The 15,230-nt window shown below is 74.4% G+C and carries 17 protein-coding genes; 10 read left to right on the top strand and 7 right to left on the bottom strand.

The window, feature by feature from the left end; translation table 11 throughout:
• Together ACIP5K_RS10705 and ACIP5K_RS10700 are read right to left on the bottom strand one after the other, a co-directional pair.
• Positions 1 to 393: a tyrosinase family oxidase copper chaperone gene (locus ACIP5K_RS10705; RefSeq protein WP_401407681.1), complete on the bottom strand. Its 393-nt coding sequence runs from the start codon at positions 391 to 393 to the stop codon at positions 1 to 3.
• Between the two features lie 44 nt (positions 394 to 437).
• On the bottom strand, positions 438 to 941 hold the full coding sequence (locus ACIP5K_RS10700) for a hypothetical protein (protein WP_401407679.1): 504 nt from the start codon (positions 939 to 941) through the stop codon (positions 438 to 440).
• 178 nt (positions 942 to 1,119) lie between these two features.
• On the opposite strand from ACIP5K_RS10700, the gene ACIP5K_RS10695 reads away from it, so the two are divergent.
• Entirely contained in the window at positions 1,120 to 1,521 is a 402-nt protein-coding gene (locus ACIP5K_RS10695; protein ID WP_401407677.1) for a two-component system response regulator, read from the top strand.
• Between the two features lie 72 nt (positions 1,522 to 1,593).
• On the opposite strand, the gene ACIP5K_RS10690 is transcribed toward ACIP5K_RS10695, so the two are convergent.
• From ACIP5K_RS10690 to ACIP5K_RS10670, 5 genes are all read right to left on the bottom strand, one after another.
• Entirely contained in the window at positions 1,594 to 2,097 is a 504-nt protein-coding gene (locus ACIP5K_RS10690; protein WP_401407675.1) for a DUF5949 family protein, read from the bottom strand.
• A 172-nt stretch (positions 2,098 to 2,269) separates the two neighbouring features.
• Positions 2,270 to 2,509 carry a chaplin gene (locus tag ACIP5K_RS10685; RefSeq protein WP_401407673.1) on the bottom strand — a complete coding sequence of 80 codons (240 nt, stop codon included), beginning with the start codon at positions 2,507 to 2,509 and terminating at the stop codon, positions 2,270 to 2,272.
• A 117-nt stretch (positions 2,510 to 2,626) separates the two neighbouring features.
• Complete coding sequence (locus tag ACIP5K_RS10680) at positions 2,627 to 2,905, bottom strand: hypothetical protein (protein WP_401407671.1); 279 nt, start codon at positions 2,903 to 2,905, stop codon at positions 2,627 to 2,629.
• Between the two features lie 272 nt (positions 2,906 to 3,177).
• On the bottom strand, positions 3,178 to 3,936 hold the full coding sequence (locus ACIP5K_RS10675; protein WP_401407669.1) for a hypothetical protein: 759 nt from the start codon (positions 3,934 to 3,936) through the stop codon (positions 3,178 to 3,180).
• Positions 3,937 to 4,093: 157 nt separating this feature from the next.
• The gene (locus ACIP5K_RS10670; RefSeq protein ID WP_401407667.1) at positions 4,094 to 4,333 is read right to left on the bottom strand and encodes a chaplin; all 240 of its coding nucleotides are present in this window, start codon (positions 4,331 to 4,333) and stop codon (positions 4,094 to 4,096) included.
• A 324-nt stretch (positions 4,334 to 4,657) separates the two neighbouring features.
• On the opposite strand from ACIP5K_RS10670, the gene ACIP5K_RS10665 reads away from it, so the two are divergent.
• From ACIP5K_RS10665 to ACIP5K_RS10625, 9 genes are read left to right on the top strand one after another with little or no spacing between them, the layout of a single operon-like run.
• Positions 4,658 to 5,791: a DUF3344 domain-containing protein gene (locus ACIP5K_RS10665; RefSeq protein ID WP_401407665.1), complete on the top strand. Its 1,134-nt coding sequence runs from the start codon at positions 4,658 to 4,660 to the stop codon at positions 5,789 to 5,791.
• Between the two features lie 39 nt (positions 5,792 to 5,830).
• The gene (locus tag ACIP5K_RS10660; RefSeq protein WP_401407663.1) at positions 5,831 to 6,973 is read left to right on the top strand and encodes a glycosyltransferase family 4 protein; all 1,143 of its coding nucleotides are present in this window, start codon (positions 5,831 to 5,833) and stop codon (positions 6,971 to 6,973) included.
• Positions 6,970 to 8,439 (top strand): sugar transferase, encoded by a 1,470-nt coding sequence (locus ACIP5K_RS10655; RefSeq protein WP_401407661.1) that lies wholly within the window; start codon positions 6,970 to 6,972, stop codon positions 8,437 to 8,439. Before ACIP5K_RS10660 ends, ACIP5K_RS10655 begins: the two co-directional genes overlap by 4 nt.
• Positions 8,440 to 8,442: 3 nt before the next feature.
• Positions 8,443 to 9,807, top strand: coding sequence for an O-antigen ligase family protein (locus ACIP5K_RS10650; protein ID WP_401407659.1), 1,365 nt, complete (start codon positions 8,443 to 8,445; stop codon positions 9,805 to 9,807).
• Complete coding sequence (murJ, locus tag ACIP5K_RS10645; RefSeq protein ID WP_401407657.1) at positions 9,804 to 11,495, top strand: murein biosynthesis integral membrane protein MurJ; 1,692 nt, start codon at positions 9,804 to 9,806, stop codon at positions 11,493 to 11,495. Before ACIP5K_RS10650 ends, murJ begins: the two co-directional genes overlap by 4 nt.
• Entirely contained in the window at positions 11,485 to 12,267 is a 783-nt protein-coding gene (locus ACIP5K_RS10640; protein WP_401407655.1) for a polysaccharide deacetylase family protein, read from the top strand. Before murJ ends, ACIP5K_RS10640 begins: the two co-directional genes overlap by 11 nt.
• Positions 12,264 to 13,418 (top strand): glycosyltransferase, encoded by a 1,155-nt coding sequence (locus ACIP5K_RS10635; RefSeq protein WP_401407653.1) that lies wholly within the window; start codon positions 12,264 to 12,266, stop codon positions 13,416 to 13,418. The genes ACIP5K_RS10640 and ACIP5K_RS10635 overlap by 4 nt, the downstream gene beginning before the upstream one ends.
• Positions 13,418 to 14,077, top strand: coding sequence for a lipopolysaccharide biosynthesis protein (locus ACIP5K_RS10630; protein ID WP_401407651.1), 660 nt, complete (start codon positions 13,418 to 13,420; stop codon positions 14,075 to 14,077). Before ACIP5K_RS10635 ends, ACIP5K_RS10630 begins: the two co-directional genes overlap by 1 nt.
• Complete coding sequence (locus ACIP5K_RS10625) at positions 14,077 to 15,207, top strand: GNAT family N-acetyltransferase (RefSeq protein ID WP_401407649.1); 1,131 nt, start codon at positions 14,077 to 14,079, stop codon at positions 15,205 to 15,207. Before ACIP5K_RS10630 ends, ACIP5K_RS10625 begins: the two co-directional genes overlap by 1 nt.
• The last annotated feature ends 23 nt before the right edge of the window (positions 15,208 to 15,230 follow it).

Raw genomic sequence — 15,230 nt, 5'->3', positions numbered from 1 at the left:
TCACACCTCCCCGACGTGGTCGCGGAGCGCCTGGCCGCCGAGTTCGGCCACGGCCCCCCTCGCCGCGGCGAGGGGAGTGGCGTAGGAGTCGTAGTGGTCGACCATGCTCAGGTACGAGCCGTCGGCCCGGCGCATGAGGTGCAGCGGCCGGCCGTCCACCCTGACCTGCCAGACCCCGGCGGCCCCGGTCCCCGTGATCCGGCGCCCCCGGTACATCTCGTCGAACGCCTCGGCCGGGGGACCGGGCGGCTGCGGCCGGGGCCGCAGCCGCACGACGGCGGCGGCGGTGGACAGGGCGCCCAGCAGGATCAGGCCCGCGCTGCGCCGGGTGAGCAGTGCTGTCGCACCTGGCGCCCGGCCCGTGGTCAGGGGAAGTCGGGGATGCACGGCCATGTCCTCCTGGAGGTCTGGGGGCCGGGGGACCGGCCCCTCGGGGATCAGCCCAGCGCCAGGTCCGCTCCCGGCTCGGCCTGGACGTCGGGGGTGCCGAGGGCGGCCTGCGGGGCCGACACCTCGGGCAGCCCGAGCCGCTCGGGGCGCGGGCCGCTCAGCGGCGGGTTCACGGAGGCGCCCGGCGTCAGGGTGTGCACGGGGGTGCCCTCGGTGCTCAGCCCGATCCGGTCGGTGTGCTCGGCGGGCAGCAGCTGGGGCACCGGCACATCGGCGGTGGTGGCGGGCAGCGCGCTGCTCATCGGCAGCCGCGGCACCGCGTGCTGCGGCAGCACGTGGTCCGTCGTGTAGGCGGGCCCCTCGGGAGCGCCGGGGATCGGCAGGGGTGCCTCGGTGCTCAGCTCCGGCAGGTCCATGTGCAGCGCGCTCTCGACGCCACCGAGGGGAGCCTCGATGGGCACGTTCGCCGACGCGAGGGCGGGAGTGGCTCCGGCCGCCGCGGCGATGCAGCCGGCCAGCACGGCGATCGTTCCTCGTACCTTGATGCTCATTTCGGATGCTGTCTCTTTCCATTCGGGATTGATGACGCATCAGGGGTAACGAACCTTCTTGCGTATCAGTGCAGAATTCCCTCAGGGGGACTAATCCGCAGATAGTGCACCTCCCGGACCGCCGACGTGCAGGACAATCGACCTGTCGGCGCGGTGGAAAAGATCGAGGTCTTCCAGGATGAAAATTCTGCTGATCGATGAATGCGCCTGGGGCATCAGGGCGTTGGAGGCGGCACTCGTCCCGCTCGACCTCCCGATCGCCGGTGCCTCCTCCAACGACGCGGCGCTCAAGGCGCTGATACGGGGCGGCGTGGGGCTGGTCGTGCTGGCGATGGGGCGGCCCGGCACGGACCGCCTCGAGGTCGTGCGGTACATGCGGCGGATCGGGCCGATGCGCTGCCTGCCGGTCATCACCGTCTCGGACCGCCGGTACCTGCCCGGATTCGTCGCCGAAGCGGCCCGGTTGGAGGTCGCGGACGTGCTGACGACGCCGCTGGACCCGCAGGCGCTGCGCTTCAAGGCCCGCTATCTCCTCACGGTGCACGGCCGCTGCGGGACCGATCACCCGTCCTGCCCGTGACCGGGGCGCCGCGGTGCGGCGGGGCGGCTTCGCGGCCGGCCGCCGCCGCCCCGCGGCCGCGTGCGGACGGGGTTATGAGCGGATGCGGCGGATCGGCAGGATGCAGTGGGCGGCCGCCGTCAGGGTCTCCTCGGCGCCCGCGAACTTCTCCAGTTCGCCCTCGGCGACCGGCTGTCCGGGCGGAGCGGCGGGCCAGGCGCGCGCGGTGAAGATGAAGTAGGCGCTGCCGCGGGCCTCGGCGGCCTCCAGCCACTCCGGGGGCACCTGGCACTGGGCGTTCAGCAGCGGCATGGTGACGACGGCCTGGCCCGCCTCGACGAGGAGCGAGACGGGGAAGCTGGGATGCCGGGAACCGTCGTGGACCGTGGTGCCCACGGTCAGCCCGTTGTTGCGCAGGTGCGCCCGTACGGCCGCCTCCGAACCCTCGGGGCCCGCCGGGGAATCACCCATGGAATAGGCGAGGAGGAAAGGCATGTCGTCTTCCTCACCGACGTGTTCCCCACTCCAGGCGATGACAGCGAGGGTTCCCAGATCCGCTGCCCGAAACGTGGTGTCAATACTCGACGTTGAAGTCACCGAGGAAGCCTAGCGAGGCGGACACCGCCCCGGGCCGCGCTGTCACTCCATTGGAGGAACGCGGTGCACTCGAATTGATGTCGGAGAACGCCGAAGGCCGGTCCGGGAACGGGTGGGTTCCGAACCGGCCTTCGAGACGTGTCCCGACGTGCGCGGGGAGACGCGGCGTCGGTCAGTTGTTGGCGGCGGTGTTGCCGAAAGCCGGGTTGAGGGCGCCGATCACGTTGGCGGTGTTGCCGGAGACGTTGACCGGGACGTGGACCGGCACCTGGCCGAGGTTGCCCGAGGCGACGCCCGGGGAGCCGACAGCGGCACCCTCGGCGCCGGAGTCGGCGAAAGCGGCACCGGAGGCGGCACCCGCCGCGAGGCCGGCGGTGGCGAGGACGAGAGCGGCCTTCTTGGCAGTGTTCATTTTCGCGAACCTTCCTTCGGGGGGTTTCCGGGATCGTATGGGCGGGCTTCACGCGAAATGCCGTAAAGACACACCCTGGGAAACCCTTCGCCCGTTCGGATCAGTGGAGCGGGGTGGTCACTTGCCGAGCGGCAGGCCGCCGAGCAGGTCGGTGGGGGCCGCGGCGCCGCCCGGGTTCAGCTGGTCGGCGGCGCCCGTGACGGTGTCCACGGCGCCGCCCTTCGGGTCGAGCAGGTTGCTGCTGACCGGCTGCGCGTCGAGCGTCGGCTGGCTGGTGATGGTGTCCAGGGCGCCGTTCAGGCTCATCGGAGTGAGGTCCGAGGCAAAGGCGGGGGCAGCGGCACCGGCGACGACCAGGGAACCGGCGATAACGGCAGCGGCCTTCAGAGACTTCATTGTTCACCTTTCCTCGATGACTTTTCCGTCATCTGCATGGAATATTCACCGCAGCACCTGGGGAATGTGCGGTGTGGGGGTTCTGCTTGCTCAACGATCGTCTTCGCCGACGGAAACCCCGGGGTGTCCCGGTTCAGTGATCCCCACTCGAAAGAACGGTTCCTCGGCGTATATATGAATTTTCGTGCGCCCATCGAAAACCCGCCCGGGACAGGTCGTCGGACCTGTCCCGGGCGGGTGGGGTGCGGGGGTGCGGCGGTGCGGGGGTGCGGTTACGAGGCGGCGGGGGCCTGCGGAGCGACCGGGGCCGCCGGGGCCGCGGGAGCCTGGGGCGCCGCGGGGGCCTGGGGAGCCGCCGGAGCCTGGGGAACGGCCGGGGCCTGCGGGACCGCCGGGGCCTGGGGGACGGCCGGCGCCTCGGGGAGCGACGGGGTGTTCGAGGCGGGCAGCTTCGGCATTGGGGGGAGGCCGGGCAGGTCGGGGGCGGGCAGGCCGCCGCCCAGAAGCGTGGCCGCGAGGACGTTGACCAGCCCGGTGACGACGGCGGGCGCCTGCGTGGAGACGGCCCTGACGTCGCCGGCCGTCGCGGACTTCACCAGGGCGTCGACCGCGGCCTGAAGGGCGGTCAGCGCCTCGGCCCGCACGTCGAGCGGTGCCTTCGCGTCGTCGGGGACCGCGGCGGCGGGAGCCTGCGGCAGCGGAAGGGCGGGAGTCATGTCCTTCGCGGTGTCGATGGCGGACTTGACCGCGGCGGCGTGCTTCTCGGCCTCGGCCGCGGGCAGCTTGCCGTCCTTCGTCTTGAGGACGGCGTCGAGCAGGCCGGTGACCGGAGTCATGACGCCCTGGGTGTCCTGAAGGGTCTTGACCTGGTTCAGCAGGGTCGCGGCGTCGGGCGCGGCGGTGGCGGACGCGACCGTGCGGCCGGCGCGCTCGGGCGCGGAGCCGGTGGCGAACACGGGGGCGGCCGCACCGATCATGAGGGACGCGCAGAGAGCGGTGGTCGCGATGCGCCGTACGGGCAGAGCGGGCATGTCTTTCCCCTTCGAGGGCGTGGTGGTGCTTGTGATCACCGTGAGACGGCCCACGACACCCCGCAACCGAGTGACGGCCCACCGCGTCCGAATGGGGCAGAAACGAAGCAGCCGCCCCTGGGAAAGGGGCGGCTGAGGAAGAGTCAGGCTCCGCGGGTCAGCTGTTGACGCAGCTGTTGCCGAAGGCCGGGTTCAGCAGACCGATGACGTTCACGGTGTTGCCGCAGACGTTGACCGGCACGTGCACGGGGACCTGGACGGCGTTGCCCGACGCGACGCCGGGGGAGCCGACAGCGGCACCCTGCGCGCCACTGTCGGCGGCGGCGATGCCGGCGCTGCCGGCGACAGCGGCGGCGGCCATGGCGGAGAAGACGACGGCCTTCGCGGTACGCGACATGAACAAGCTCCTTGGGTCGTTCCAAACGGTCGGGGCAGGTGCCCGACCCTGGTGCAACGGACGGTGGGCCCAGGAGTTGCGGCCCCGAACGGGTGAATTCCGATTGGTTCGTTGAAGTGGATCACGGAGTGTCGACGCAGGTTGACCGGGAATTTCACAACCTCAACACACATCGTGTATGAAGTGAAACTCACTTTCTCAACGCTATTGTGGGCCGCTCCCTGAGCGAGGGATCTGACCCCCGTAAGGCGGTTGGATAAGTGTGACTTTCTTATTTCCTGGGTGCTGTAGAGCGTCTGCTCATTCCTGAAAGGGACGCCGGCCGTGCGTAATTCGAAAGGTTGTTTCCTACGACGGGTGACGGTGGGTCTGCTGTCGCTTGCGGTGCTGCCTCCGCTGTGGCATACGGCGGCGGCCGCGACGACCCCACCCGCACCGAACCCCGCACCGAACCCCGCGCCGAGGCCCGCGGCCGAGAAGCCCCGCATCCCGTTCACCAGCCGCTACGACGCGGTGCTGCACGGTGGTCTCGTCCGCGCGGCGAACGCCGCCATCACGTGCCGCGGCGCGGCCTCGGCCAAGAACGTGGGCTGCGCCGACGCGCGGGCCGGGGCGACGGCGGGCAACGGCGACTTCGACATGTTCTACACGGACGTCGACCGCGACCCGAACACCTACAACTCCTCCCGCGCCGAGGTCCGCGTCCCCGAGGGCGCGCGCGTCACCTACGCCCGCCTGTACTGGGGCGGCAACCTCCGGGTCGGCGAGCAGAAGCCGCCGCGCGACAACGGACGCGTCCTGATCGCCGAGCCCGGCGGCGCGTACAAGCCGGTGCTCGCCGACACCGTGGTCGGCCACCACGTCGCCAACGGCGCGGACGCCTACCAGGCCTCGGCCGACGTCACCGACCTGGTGCGCGCCAGCGGGTCCGGGCTCTACACCGTGGCGCAGCTCAACGTCGCCATGGGGCGCACCGCCGCCGGCGCCTGGGGCGGGTGGACGCTCGTCGCCGCGTACGAGAAGCCCTCCGAGCCGCTGCGCCATCTCTTCCTGCGGGACGGCTTCGACACGTTCACCCGCGCCGCGTCCGCCACGAAGGTCCACGTCCCGGCCGCGTTCCCCGAGGGGGCGCACGGCTACGCGGGTCTCGTCGCCTACAACGGCGACCGCGGCACGCGCGGCGACTCCCTGACCGTCTCCGCCGGCCGCGGCGGGCCGGTCGCGCTGTCCGACCGGGCCAACCCGGCGGACGACGTCCTCAACTCGACCATCAGCCAGCCGGGGATCCGGCCCGAGCGGATCCCGGCGCACGACAACACCCTCGGCTACGACTCCGACGTGCTCCCGCTCGACCGGGCCCTGGCCCGCGGCGGCGAGGCGCTGGACTTCCGGCTCGCGTCGACCGGCGACCCGGCCTGGGCCGGGGTGCTCTTCGGCGCCGTCGACGCCCGGTCCTAGCCGCTTTCTCCCCGTCTCCCCGTTCTGCCAGAAGAGGCGATGCATGTGACGTCCGCACCCTTGCCGCCACACGTTCTGCACGTGACCCAACCGGTCGACGGCGGAGTGGCGCGTGTGGTGGCCGACCTGGTGCGCGCGCAGCGCGCCGCGGGGATGCAGGTGACGGTGGCCTGCCCCGCCTCGGGCGAGCTGCCCGGCACCCTCGCGGCCCTCGGCTGCGAGGTCCTGGAGTGGGAGGCCACGCGGGCGCCCGGCAGAGCCGTGCCGGACGAGTGCCGCCGGCTGGCCCGGCTCGTCCGGCGCGCCCGGCCGCAGCTCGTCCACGCGCACAGCGCCAAGGCGGGCCTGGTCAGCCGGCTCGTCGTCCGGGGCCGCATCCCCACCGTCTTCCAGCCGCACGCCTGGTCGTTCGAGGCGGTCGGCGGGCTCGGCGCCCGGCTGGCCCTGGCCTGGGAGCGGCGGGGCGCGCGGTGGGCCTCCCGGCTGATCTGCGTCAGCCGGGCCGAGCAGCGGACCGGCACCCGCCACGGCATCGAGGCGCCCTGGCGGCTCGTCCCCAACGGCGTCGACCTGGCGCGCTTCCGCCCCGAGGGTCCCGTCGCCGACGCCGGGTCCGGCGCGGGCCCGCTCGTCGTGTGCGTGGGGCGGCTGTGCCGGCAGAAGGGCCAGGACGTGCTCGTCGCGGCCTGGCCGCGGGTGCTCGCCGAGCTGCCCGGGGCGCGTCTGGTCCTGGTCGGCGACGGCCCGGACCTGGCGGAGCTGCGGGCCGCCGCCCCGCCGTCGGTCCGCTTCGCGGGGGCGGTCGACGACCCCGCGCCCTGGTACCGGGCGGCCGACCTGGTCGTCCTGCCCTCGCGGTGGGAGGGCATAGCGCTCGCCCCGCTGGAGGCCATGGCCTGCGGCACGCCGGTGCTCCTCACCGACGTGGACGGCGCCCGCGAGAGCCTGCCGCCCCCGCTGACCGGCCCGTGCCTGGCCCCGCCGGACGACCCGGCGGCCCTCGCCCGGGTCATGTCCGGGCTCCTGCGCGACGCCGACGCGCTGCGCGCGCTGGGCCGGGAGGCCCGGCGCCACGTGCGGGCGCACCACGACGTGCGGCGGACGGCCGGAGCCGTCACGGACGTCTATCGCGAACTTCTGGGTCTGGAGACCACCGAGTGCAGAGAGCCGATCGCGACGTGACCCAGGAACGAACCGCGGCCGCCACCGCAGGACAGCGGCCCGCCGTGGACGACACGGGACCGCTCGCCACCGTCATCGCGCAGCGCACCGCGGGCGGCCACCGGATCACCTTCATCGGCGGCCCCGCCCGGGGCCACTCCTCGCGGGCCTTCCTGGCCGCGACGGACGCCACCGCCGCGCTGCTCGGCACCCTCGTCCTGACGCCCGCGCAACGCCATCCGCTGCTGGTGGCCGCCTTCGTGGTGCTGGTCCTCGGCCTGTTCCGCAACGCCGGGCTCTTCCGCCGCTTCGACGAGCGGTACATGCTCGACGACCTGCCCGTCGTCGCCGGCCGGCTCGCCGTCGCGTGGTGCGTGCTGATGGCCGCCGCGACGCTGCCGCCGCTGGCGCCGATCTCCCCGCACGCCGTGCTCACCGGCTTCGCCGCGCAGGGCGTCCTCACCTTCCTGGGGCGCTCCCTCGTCTACTGGCGGCGCCGGGTCTCCCTGGTCCGGCGCCCGTGCACCACGCTCCTGGTGGGGCCGGAGCAGACCGCGGCCCGGGTCGCGGCCGCGCTCCAGCGCAGCCCGCGCAGCGGCGTGAACCTCGTGGGCGTGGTCAGCGACAGCGCGGCCGAACCCCGCCCGGACGACCCGGCGGCGTCGCTGCCGGTGCTGACGACCGTGGGCGACATGCGGCGCGCGGTGATCCAGAACGGGGTCCGGCGGGCGATCGTGCTCGGCAGCGCCGGGGCCCCCGAACACCTGACCTGGCTGCGGGCGCTGAGCGAACTGCGGTGCGAGATCTGGGAGTTGGACCCCGAGCCGTCGCCGTACGTCGCGCAGTACCGCACGCCGCGCCGGCAGCTGGCGGGCTTCCCCGTCCGCCCGCTCGTGGCCCCGCCGCTGCCGCGGCACCCCGGCAAGCGCGCGCTCGACCTGGCGGTCTCCTCGGTGCTGCTGGTGCTGGCCGCCCCGGTGCTGCTGACCTGCGCGGTCTGGCTGCGGCTCAGCGAGGGGCCCGGCGTGGTGTTCCGGCAGGAGCGCATCGGCAAGGACGGCCGCCCGTTCACCCTGCTGAAGTTCCGCACCCACCGCCCCGCCGACCCGCTGGAGTCGGCGACCCGGTGGAGCGTCGCCAACGAGCACCGCATGCCGTGGTTCTGCCGGTTCCTGCGGCGCACCTCGATGGACGAGCTGCTCCAGCTGTGGAACGTCTTCCGCGGCGACATGAGCCTGGTCGGCCCGCGGCCCGAACGCCCGTACTTCGTCGTGCAGTTCAGCGAGACGCACCCCGGCTACAGCGAGCGGCACCGGATGCCGACCGGCATCACCGGGCTCGCCCAGATCAACGGGCTGCGCGGGGACACCTCCATCGAGGACCGCTGCCGGTTCGACAACGCGTACATCGACAACTGGTCGCTGTGGCGGGACATCAGCATCCTCCTGCGCACGGCGTCCGAGTTCTTCCGCCCGACGGGAAGCTGATCCGTGACCGTCCTCCCTGCCGTCACCGGCCCGCGTGCCGGTGCCGGGGCGCCCGTCGTCCAGACGCTGCGCCGCCACTGGCCGGTGCTCCCGGTCCTGCTGCTCGTCGCGATGCTCGCGCTGCCCCTCGGGGCGGGCGCGGAACAGGAGGGCAGCGGAGGCACCGGCACCCTCGCCGACGCGGTCTCCGGGCTCGTCGTGGTCTTCTGCGCCGTACGCGCCGTGCGCCACCGGCAGCGCCCGCTGACCCGGACCGCCCTGGTGGTGCTCGGGCTGCCCGTCGTCGCCGTCGCGGTGGCCGCGCTCGGCGCCGACTCGGTGTCCGACGCCCTGGTGGGGATGGCGCGTTACTACCAGATCCTGGTCCTCGTCCCGGCCGCCGTGCTGCTGCTGGTGCGCGACCGGGGCGACTTCCGGCTCGTCGCCTGGGGGCTGGTGGCGCTCGGCCTGTGGCAGGGCGCGATCGGCGTCTACCAGTACCTGACCGGCACCGGCGCCAGCTACGCGGGCGAGGACATCCGGGCCGTCGGCACCTTCGGCGCCACCGACGTGATGGGCATGTCCACCGTCGTCGCGTACGGGCTCGTGTGCGCGGTCGCCCTGGCGCTCGGCGGCGGCACGGCCCGGGTGCGGCTGGGCGCGCTGCTCTGCGCGGCCGGGCTCGTGGTGCCGCTCGCGCTCTCCTTCAGCCGCGGCGCCTGGATCGCGACGGCCGCGGTCTGCGTGCTCCAGATCGGCTGCGCCGGACTGCGCCGGGCCCTGCGCCTGCTGGCGATCGGCGTCGCGGCGGCGGTCGTCCTCGTCGGCGGCCTCGGCGTGGGCACCTCGATGCTGGAGGAGCGCCTGAGCAGCATCACGCAGGTCACCGCGGCCCCCGACCAGTCCGTGACGGACCGGTACACCATGTGGGCGGCGGCCATCGACATGTGGAAGGAGCACCCGGCCACCGGCGTGGGGCTCAAGAACTTCCCGGCCTACCGCGACAGCCACGCCTCCCTCGCCCTGTCGGCGGGCAGCGATGTGGCCGGCGCGGGCGCCACCTTCCGCCGCCAGCCGCTGCTCTCGCCGCACAACATGTACCTGCTGGTCCTCGGCGAGCAGGGGCTGCTCGGCCTGTGCGCCGTCGTGGGGGCCTGGGCCGCGATGCTGGTGTGCGGGGTGCGGCGGCTGGTGACGGCGCACCGCCGCCGGGCGGGCGGGCTCGACTGCGCGCTCATCGCCTGCGGGCTGCTCGTCTGGCAGCTGATCGACTTCGTCTACGCGGACATCGGCGGGCCCTCCACGGTGCTCACCTCCGTCGTGTTCGGGCTGGCCGCGTGGTGGGCGCTCGCCCCCGCCGCCGGCCGGGAGACGGCGGCCGGGCGATGAAACCGACCCTCCCCGCCGACGGCGACGAGACCGTACGCCCGCGGGCGGTCCCGGCCCAGCCGACGGCGCAGGCCGCACCCGGCACGGGCCGCGACTCCCACGCCTCGTCGAGCACCTTCCTGGCCAGGGCGGCGCTCCTGACGGCGGTGCTGTCCGCCGCCGGATCGCTGCTGGGGCTCGTCCGCGACCAGACGCTGGCCCACCTGTTCGGAGCGGGCAGCGAGACGGACGCGTTCCTGGTGGCGTGGACCGTGCCGGAGGTGGCCGCGACCCTGCTCATCGAGGACGGGCTCGCCTTCATGCTGGTGCCCGCCTTCAGCGCGGCGATCGCCCTGCGCGGCAGCCGCCCGGTCCCCGGGCAGGACCCGGTGCGGGCGCTGGTGGCCGCCTCGCTGCCCCGGCTGACCCTCGCCTTCCTCGCCTCCGGAGTGGCGCTGATCGCCGGGGCGCCCCAGCTGGTGGAGCTGCTCGCGCCGGGCCTGCCCGACCCGCAGCTCGCCGTGGACTGCACCCGGCTGACCGCGACCTGCATGCTGACCTTCGGACTCACCGGGTATTGCAGCGCCGCGCTGCGCGCCCACAGCAGCTATCTCGCCCCGGCCGCCATCTACGTCGCGTACAACACCGGCATCATCGTCACCCTGCTGCTGCTCGCCGACCGCTGGGGCGTGCGCGCCGCGGCGGCCGGGGTCGCGGTGGGCGGCTGCCTGATGGTGCTGGTGCAGGCGCCGGTGCTGCGCCGCCGCCTGACCCGCGCCGACCCGGAGAGCCGGCCGCGCCCGGACGCGCGGGGCGACGGGGACGGCGACGGGGGAGCGCAGCAGAAGCAGTCGCTGGACATGATGCTGATCTCCACCGTGCTGCTGTTCGCGCTGTGCCGTCAGTCGCAGGTCTTCATCGAGCGCTTCCTCGCCTCGTCGCTGCCGTCGGGCGCCATCTCGCACCTCAACTACGCGCAGAAGGTGGCGCAGTTGCCGATGGTGCTGTCCCTGATGCTGTGCACGGTCACCTTCCCCGTGGTGGCCAAGGCGCTGGCGCGCGGCGACACCGAGCGGGCCCGCGACCGGGTCGAGCGCGATGTCGCGCTCGCCGCCTGCATCGTGCTGTCCGGCGCGGCCGTGGTGTTCGCCTGCGCCCCGCAGATCGTCCAACTGCTGTTCCAGCGCGGCGCGTTCACCGCCGCGGACACCGCCGCCACCGCGTCCATCATGCGCGTCTACTCGCTGGGCCTGCTCGGGCACTGCCTGGTGGGCGCGCTCGTGCGCTCCTACTTCTCCGCGGGCCGGCCCACCTGGTACCCGGTGGCGTCGATGGCCCTCGGGATGACGCTCACCGCCGGTGTCGGCACCCTGACCGTCGGCACCTGGGGCGTCGCCGGCATCGCCGCGGCCAACGCCCTCGGCATCACCTTCACCGCCGTCCTGCTGCTGACCGCGATGGACCGGCGCAGCGTCCCCGTCCGGCTGCCCGTGGTGCTCGTCGAACTCGGCAAGACGCTGCTCGCGGCCGTCGTCGCCACGGTCGCCGGGCTGGTGGGCGCGGCGCGGGTCGGACAGCCGCTGGGATCCCTCACCGCCGGGTGCCTGGCCGTCGGGACGGTCTTCGGCCTGCTCCTGTGGGCCCTGAACGTCCAGGCGTTCGTACCCGCCGTCCGCTTCGCGACCAGAAAGCTCCGCCATGTCCGCTGAAACAGCGCTGAAGGAAACCCCGGGACTCAGATCGAGGGAACTGCTGCCGGGCCGCTCCCCGTGGGTGGCGATGTACCACTCGGTGGACGACTGCGCCGACGACCCGTACAACGTCACCGTCACCCCCGACCGGCTCCAGCAGCAACTGCGCTGGCTGCGCTCGCGCGGGCTGCGCGGCGTCAGCGTCGCGGAGCTGCTGCGGGCCCGCAGCCGGGGCGCCGGGCGCGGCCTGGTCGGCCTCACCTTCGACGACGGGTACGGCGACTTCGTCGAGAACGCGCTGCCGCTGCTGCGGCACTTCGAGTGCTCGGCGACCGTCTTCGTCCTCGCGGGCCGGCTCGGCGGCGAGAACGCGTGGGACTCCGAGGGCCCCCGCAAGCCGCTGCTGACCCCGCAGGGCATCCGGAAGGCCGCCGCGGCCGGCATGGAGATCGGCTCCCACGGGCTGATGCACGTCGACCTCACGCTCGCCGACGAGGACCAGCGCCGGGCCGAGGTCCAGCGCAGCAAGGCGCAGATCGAGGAGATCACCGGCACCGAGGTGCTCGGCTTCTGCTACCCGTACGGATTCGTGGACTCCGCCGCGGTCGAGGCGGTCCGCCGGGCCGGGTACCGCTACGGCTGCGCGATCTCCCCGGGCGCGCTGACCAGCGTGCACGCCATGCCGCGCGTCTACGTGGGGCAGCGGGACACCCCGTGGCGGCTCGAACTCAAGCGCCGGGCCCACCGGGTGCTGCGCCGCCCCTGGCAGGTCGGGGAGTGCGCGCGGTGAAGGTGCTGCACGTCATCACCGGGCTGGGCGCGGGCGGCGCCGAGCAGCAGCTGCGGCTGCTGCTGCGGCACGTGCCGGGCACCCACGACGTCGTGACGCTGACCAATCCGGGCCAGGTCGCCGAGGGGCTGCGCCGCGACGGCGTGCGCGTCACCCACCTCGGCATGGCCGGCAACCGCGACGGGCGGGCGCTGCCCCGGCTGGTGCGGCTGATCCGCGCCGGCCGCTACGACGTCGTCCACACCCACCTCTACCGGGCCTGCCTGTACGGCCGGCTCGCGGCTCGGCTGGCCGGGGTCCGGGCGGTCGTGGCCACCGAGCACTCCCTGGGCGACACCCAGATCGAGGGCCGTGCGCTGACCCGCTCGGTGCGCGCCCTGTACCGGACGGGGGAGCGGCTGGGCCGCACGACCATCGCCGTGTCGCCCGCCGTGGCCGACCGGCTGGGCGCGTGGGGCGTGGCCCCGGACCGGGTGCGGGTCGTCCCCAACGGCGTGGACGTGCCGCGCTTCGCCTTCGACCCCGGGGCGCGCGCCGCCGCCCGCGGCGCGCTGGGCCTGCCCGCCGACGCGTACGTCGTCGGCGGGGTGGGCCGGCTCGTCGCGGGAAAACGGTTCGGCGTCCTGGTCGAGGCGGTCCGCGAACTCCCCGGCGACGTCCGGCTGCTGCTGGTCGGCACCGGCCCGCAGGAGGCGGAGCTGCGCCGGGCGGCGCACCGCGCCGGGGTGTCCGGCCGGGTCGTCCTCGCCGGGGAGCGGCCGCACCTGGGGGCCGCCGGCACCGGCGCGCCCGACCTGCCCGCGCTGCTGTCCGCGATGGACCTGCTCGCGTCCCCCTCCGACGACGAGGCGTTCGGCCTGGCCGTGGTGGAGGCGCAGGCCAGCGGGTTGCCGGTGCTCTACGTGACCTGCCCGGCGGTCGACGACCTGCCGGCGGGGACGCGGGCCCGCGCCGTCCGTGTCCCGGGTGACACCGCCTCGTTCGTCCGGGAGATCCACGCGGCCCGCGCGGCCCGGACCGGCGACGGGCCGGCCGTCGCCAGGCAGCCGTCGCAGGCCGCTCTCCACTACAGCATCGTCCGTAGCGCCGCACTGCACCACGACGTGTACGTGTCGGCCGCGGGCGCCCCGACGTCAGGAGTGAGTACGTGATGACCGAAACCGCCCAGGACAGGAGCGCCCCGAGCGCCCCGCTCACCCGCACCGCCCCCCGCGGCAGGCGGCTGCCCCGCTGGTGGCCGCTGCCCGTGGGCCTCGCGGCCGGTGCGCTGGCCGGCGGGGTGTACGGCGCGGTCAGCACCCCGCAGTACACGGCGACCAGCTATGTGATCGCCGTGCCGACCGGGGAGTCCGACTCGATGTCCGCGCTCGGCTTCGCCCAGGCGTACAGCCGGGTCGCCACCCAGGTCGCCGTGTTGAGCGACGCCCAGGTCGCGGCGGGCGTGCCCGTCAGCACGCTCCAGGCGAACGTGCGGGCGGAGACCTCGCCGGACGCGCCCATGGTGGCGATCTCCGCGTCCTCGGCGCGGCCCGCGCAGGCGATGGAGATGGCCAACGCGGTCGCCCGCGCGCTCACCGCCAACGCCAGCCACACCAAGGACGACACCCACGTGGAGCTGCTGCGCTTCACCCGGGCCGTGAAGCCGACCGACCCGTCCTCGGCCTCCGCCGCGCTGACCACCCTCGTCGGCGCCAGCGCGGGCGGCCTGCTCGGCGGGCTCGCGCTGCTGCTCAGGCCGCGCCGCGCCGCGGGCCAGGGCACGGCCACGGTGCCCGCCCCGGCGGCCGGCTCCGCGGTGCGGGGCGCCTGATGCCGAGCGGTGGGCCGGGCCCCGTGGTCTCGGTGTGCGCGGACGCGGCCGGGTTCGGGGCGCTGCGCGAGGAGTGGAACCGGCTGCACCGCGCCTGCGCGACCGCGACCCCGTTCCAGAGCCACGCCTGGCTGCACTCCTGGTGGCTGTCGTACGGCAGCCGGGGCCGGCTGCGCGTCGTCCTCGTGCACCAGGACGGGCGGCTGGTGGCGGCGGCGCCGCTCATGCGGCGGCTGCGCCCGTTCCCGACGCTGACCCCGCTCGGCACCGACATCTCCGACTTCAGCGACGTCCTCGTCGACGCGGACCCGCCGGGCACCGCCGACGCGGTGCTCGACGCGCTCGGCGCCGGTCTGTGGCGGCTGGCCCGGGGAGCCGTCATCGACTTCCGGGAGGTGCGGCCCGGCTCCACGGTGGAGGCCCTGCACGAGCGGTGGCCCGGACCGCGCCGCCGCCTCGACGACTCGGCGTGCCTGGAGCTGCCCGCGCTGCCCATGGACGACCTGGTGCAGCGGCTGCCCCGGCCGCGCGCGCAGCGGGCCCGCGCCAAGATGCGCAAGCTGGACGCGACCGGCATCGAGCGTCGGGTGGTGCCCCCGGCCGAGGTCGGCGACTCCGTACGGCGACTGCTCGCCCTGCACCAATTGCAGTGGCAGGAGCGGAAGGTGACGACGGAGCACGTCAAGCCGCGGTTCGCCGAGCACCTGAGCCGCTCGGCGACGCTCATGGCGCAGACGGGCGACGCCGTCGTCACCGAGTTCTCGCTGGACGGCGCCGTCGTCGCCGCCGACCTGACGTTCGTCTCGCCGCGGCTCGCGGGCGGCTACCTGTACGGCGCGCACCCGCGGCTGCGGGAGCAGAAGATCGACGTCGCCACGATGCTGCTGCGCAGCTGCGCCCAGCACCTCCAGGACGGCTCGCCGGGCGGGGTGCTGAGCCTGCTGCGCGGCACCGAGCCCTACAAGCTGCACTGGCGGCCCGAGCGGCTGGTCAACCAGCGGCTGCTGCTGGCCCGCGCCGGTTCCGCCCCGCAGCTCGCCGCGCTGCTCGCCGACGTGCGCGCCCGGTCGCTGGCGAGAGCGGCGCGCCGGGCGTGGAAGGAGCGCGGTGGCGAGCGGACCTCGACGTAGAGGACCGGCCGCCACCGCGCTCC

The sequence above is a fragment of the Streptomyces sp. NPDC088785 genome (genome assembly GCF_044750685.1).
In the GTDB taxonomy this organism is placed as follows: Bacteria; Actinomycetota; Actinomycetes; order Streptomycetales; family Streptomycetaceae; genus Streptomyces.
The sequence above is the reverse complement of the archived record's forward strand: the minus strand, read 5'-3'. Positions and strand labels throughout refer to the sequence as shown.

Coding starts and splice junctions, on each gene's coding strand:
- ACIP5K_RS10705 (WP_401407681.1), bottom strand. CDS start 393: ATGGCCGTGCATCCCCGACTTCCCCTGACCACGGGCCGGGCGCCAGGT.
- ACIP5K_RS10700 (WP_401407679.1), bottom strand. CDS start 941: ATGAGCATCAAGGTACGAGGAACGATCGCCGTGCTGGCCGGCTGCATC.
- ACIP5K_RS10630 (WP_401407651.1), top strand. CDS start 13,418: ATGACCGAAACCGCCCAGGACAGGAGCGCCCCGAGCGCCCCGCTCACC.
- ACIP5K_RS10695 (WP_401407677.1), top strand. CDS start 1,120: ATGAAAATTCTGCTGATCGATGAATGCGCCTGGGGCATCAGGGCGTTG.
- ACIP5K_RS10640 (WP_401407655.1), top strand. CDS start 11,485: ATGTCCGCTGAAACAGCGCTGAAGGAAACCCCGGGACTCAGATCGAGG.
- ACIP5K_RS10660 (WP_401407663.1), top strand. CDS start 5,831: ATGCATGTGACGTCCGCACCCTTGCCGCCACACGTTCTGCACGTGACC.
- ACIP5K_RS10670 (WP_401407667.1), bottom strand. CDS start 4,333: ATGTCGCGTACCGCGAAGGCCGTCGTCTTCTCCGCCATGGCCGCCGCC.
- murJ (WP_401407657.1), top strand. CDS start 9,804: ATGAAACCGACCCTCCCCGCCGACGGCGACGAGACCGTACGCCCGCGG.
- ACIP5K_RS10625 (WP_401407649.1), top strand. CDS start 14,077: ATGCCGAGCGGTGGGCCGGGCCCCGTGGTCTCGGTGTGCGCGGACGCG.
- ACIP5K_RS10680 (WP_401407671.1), bottom strand. CDS start 2,905: ATGAAGTCTCTGAAGGCCGCTGCCGTTATCGCCGGTTCCCTGGTCGTC.
- ACIP5K_RS10675 (WP_401407669.1), bottom strand. CDS start 3,936: ATGCCCGCTCTGCCCGTACGGCGCATCGCGACCACCGCTCTCTGCGCG.
- ACIP5K_RS10685 (WP_401407673.1), bottom strand. CDS start 2,509: ATGAACACTGCCAAGAAGGCCGCTCTCGTCCTCGCCACCGCCGGCCTC.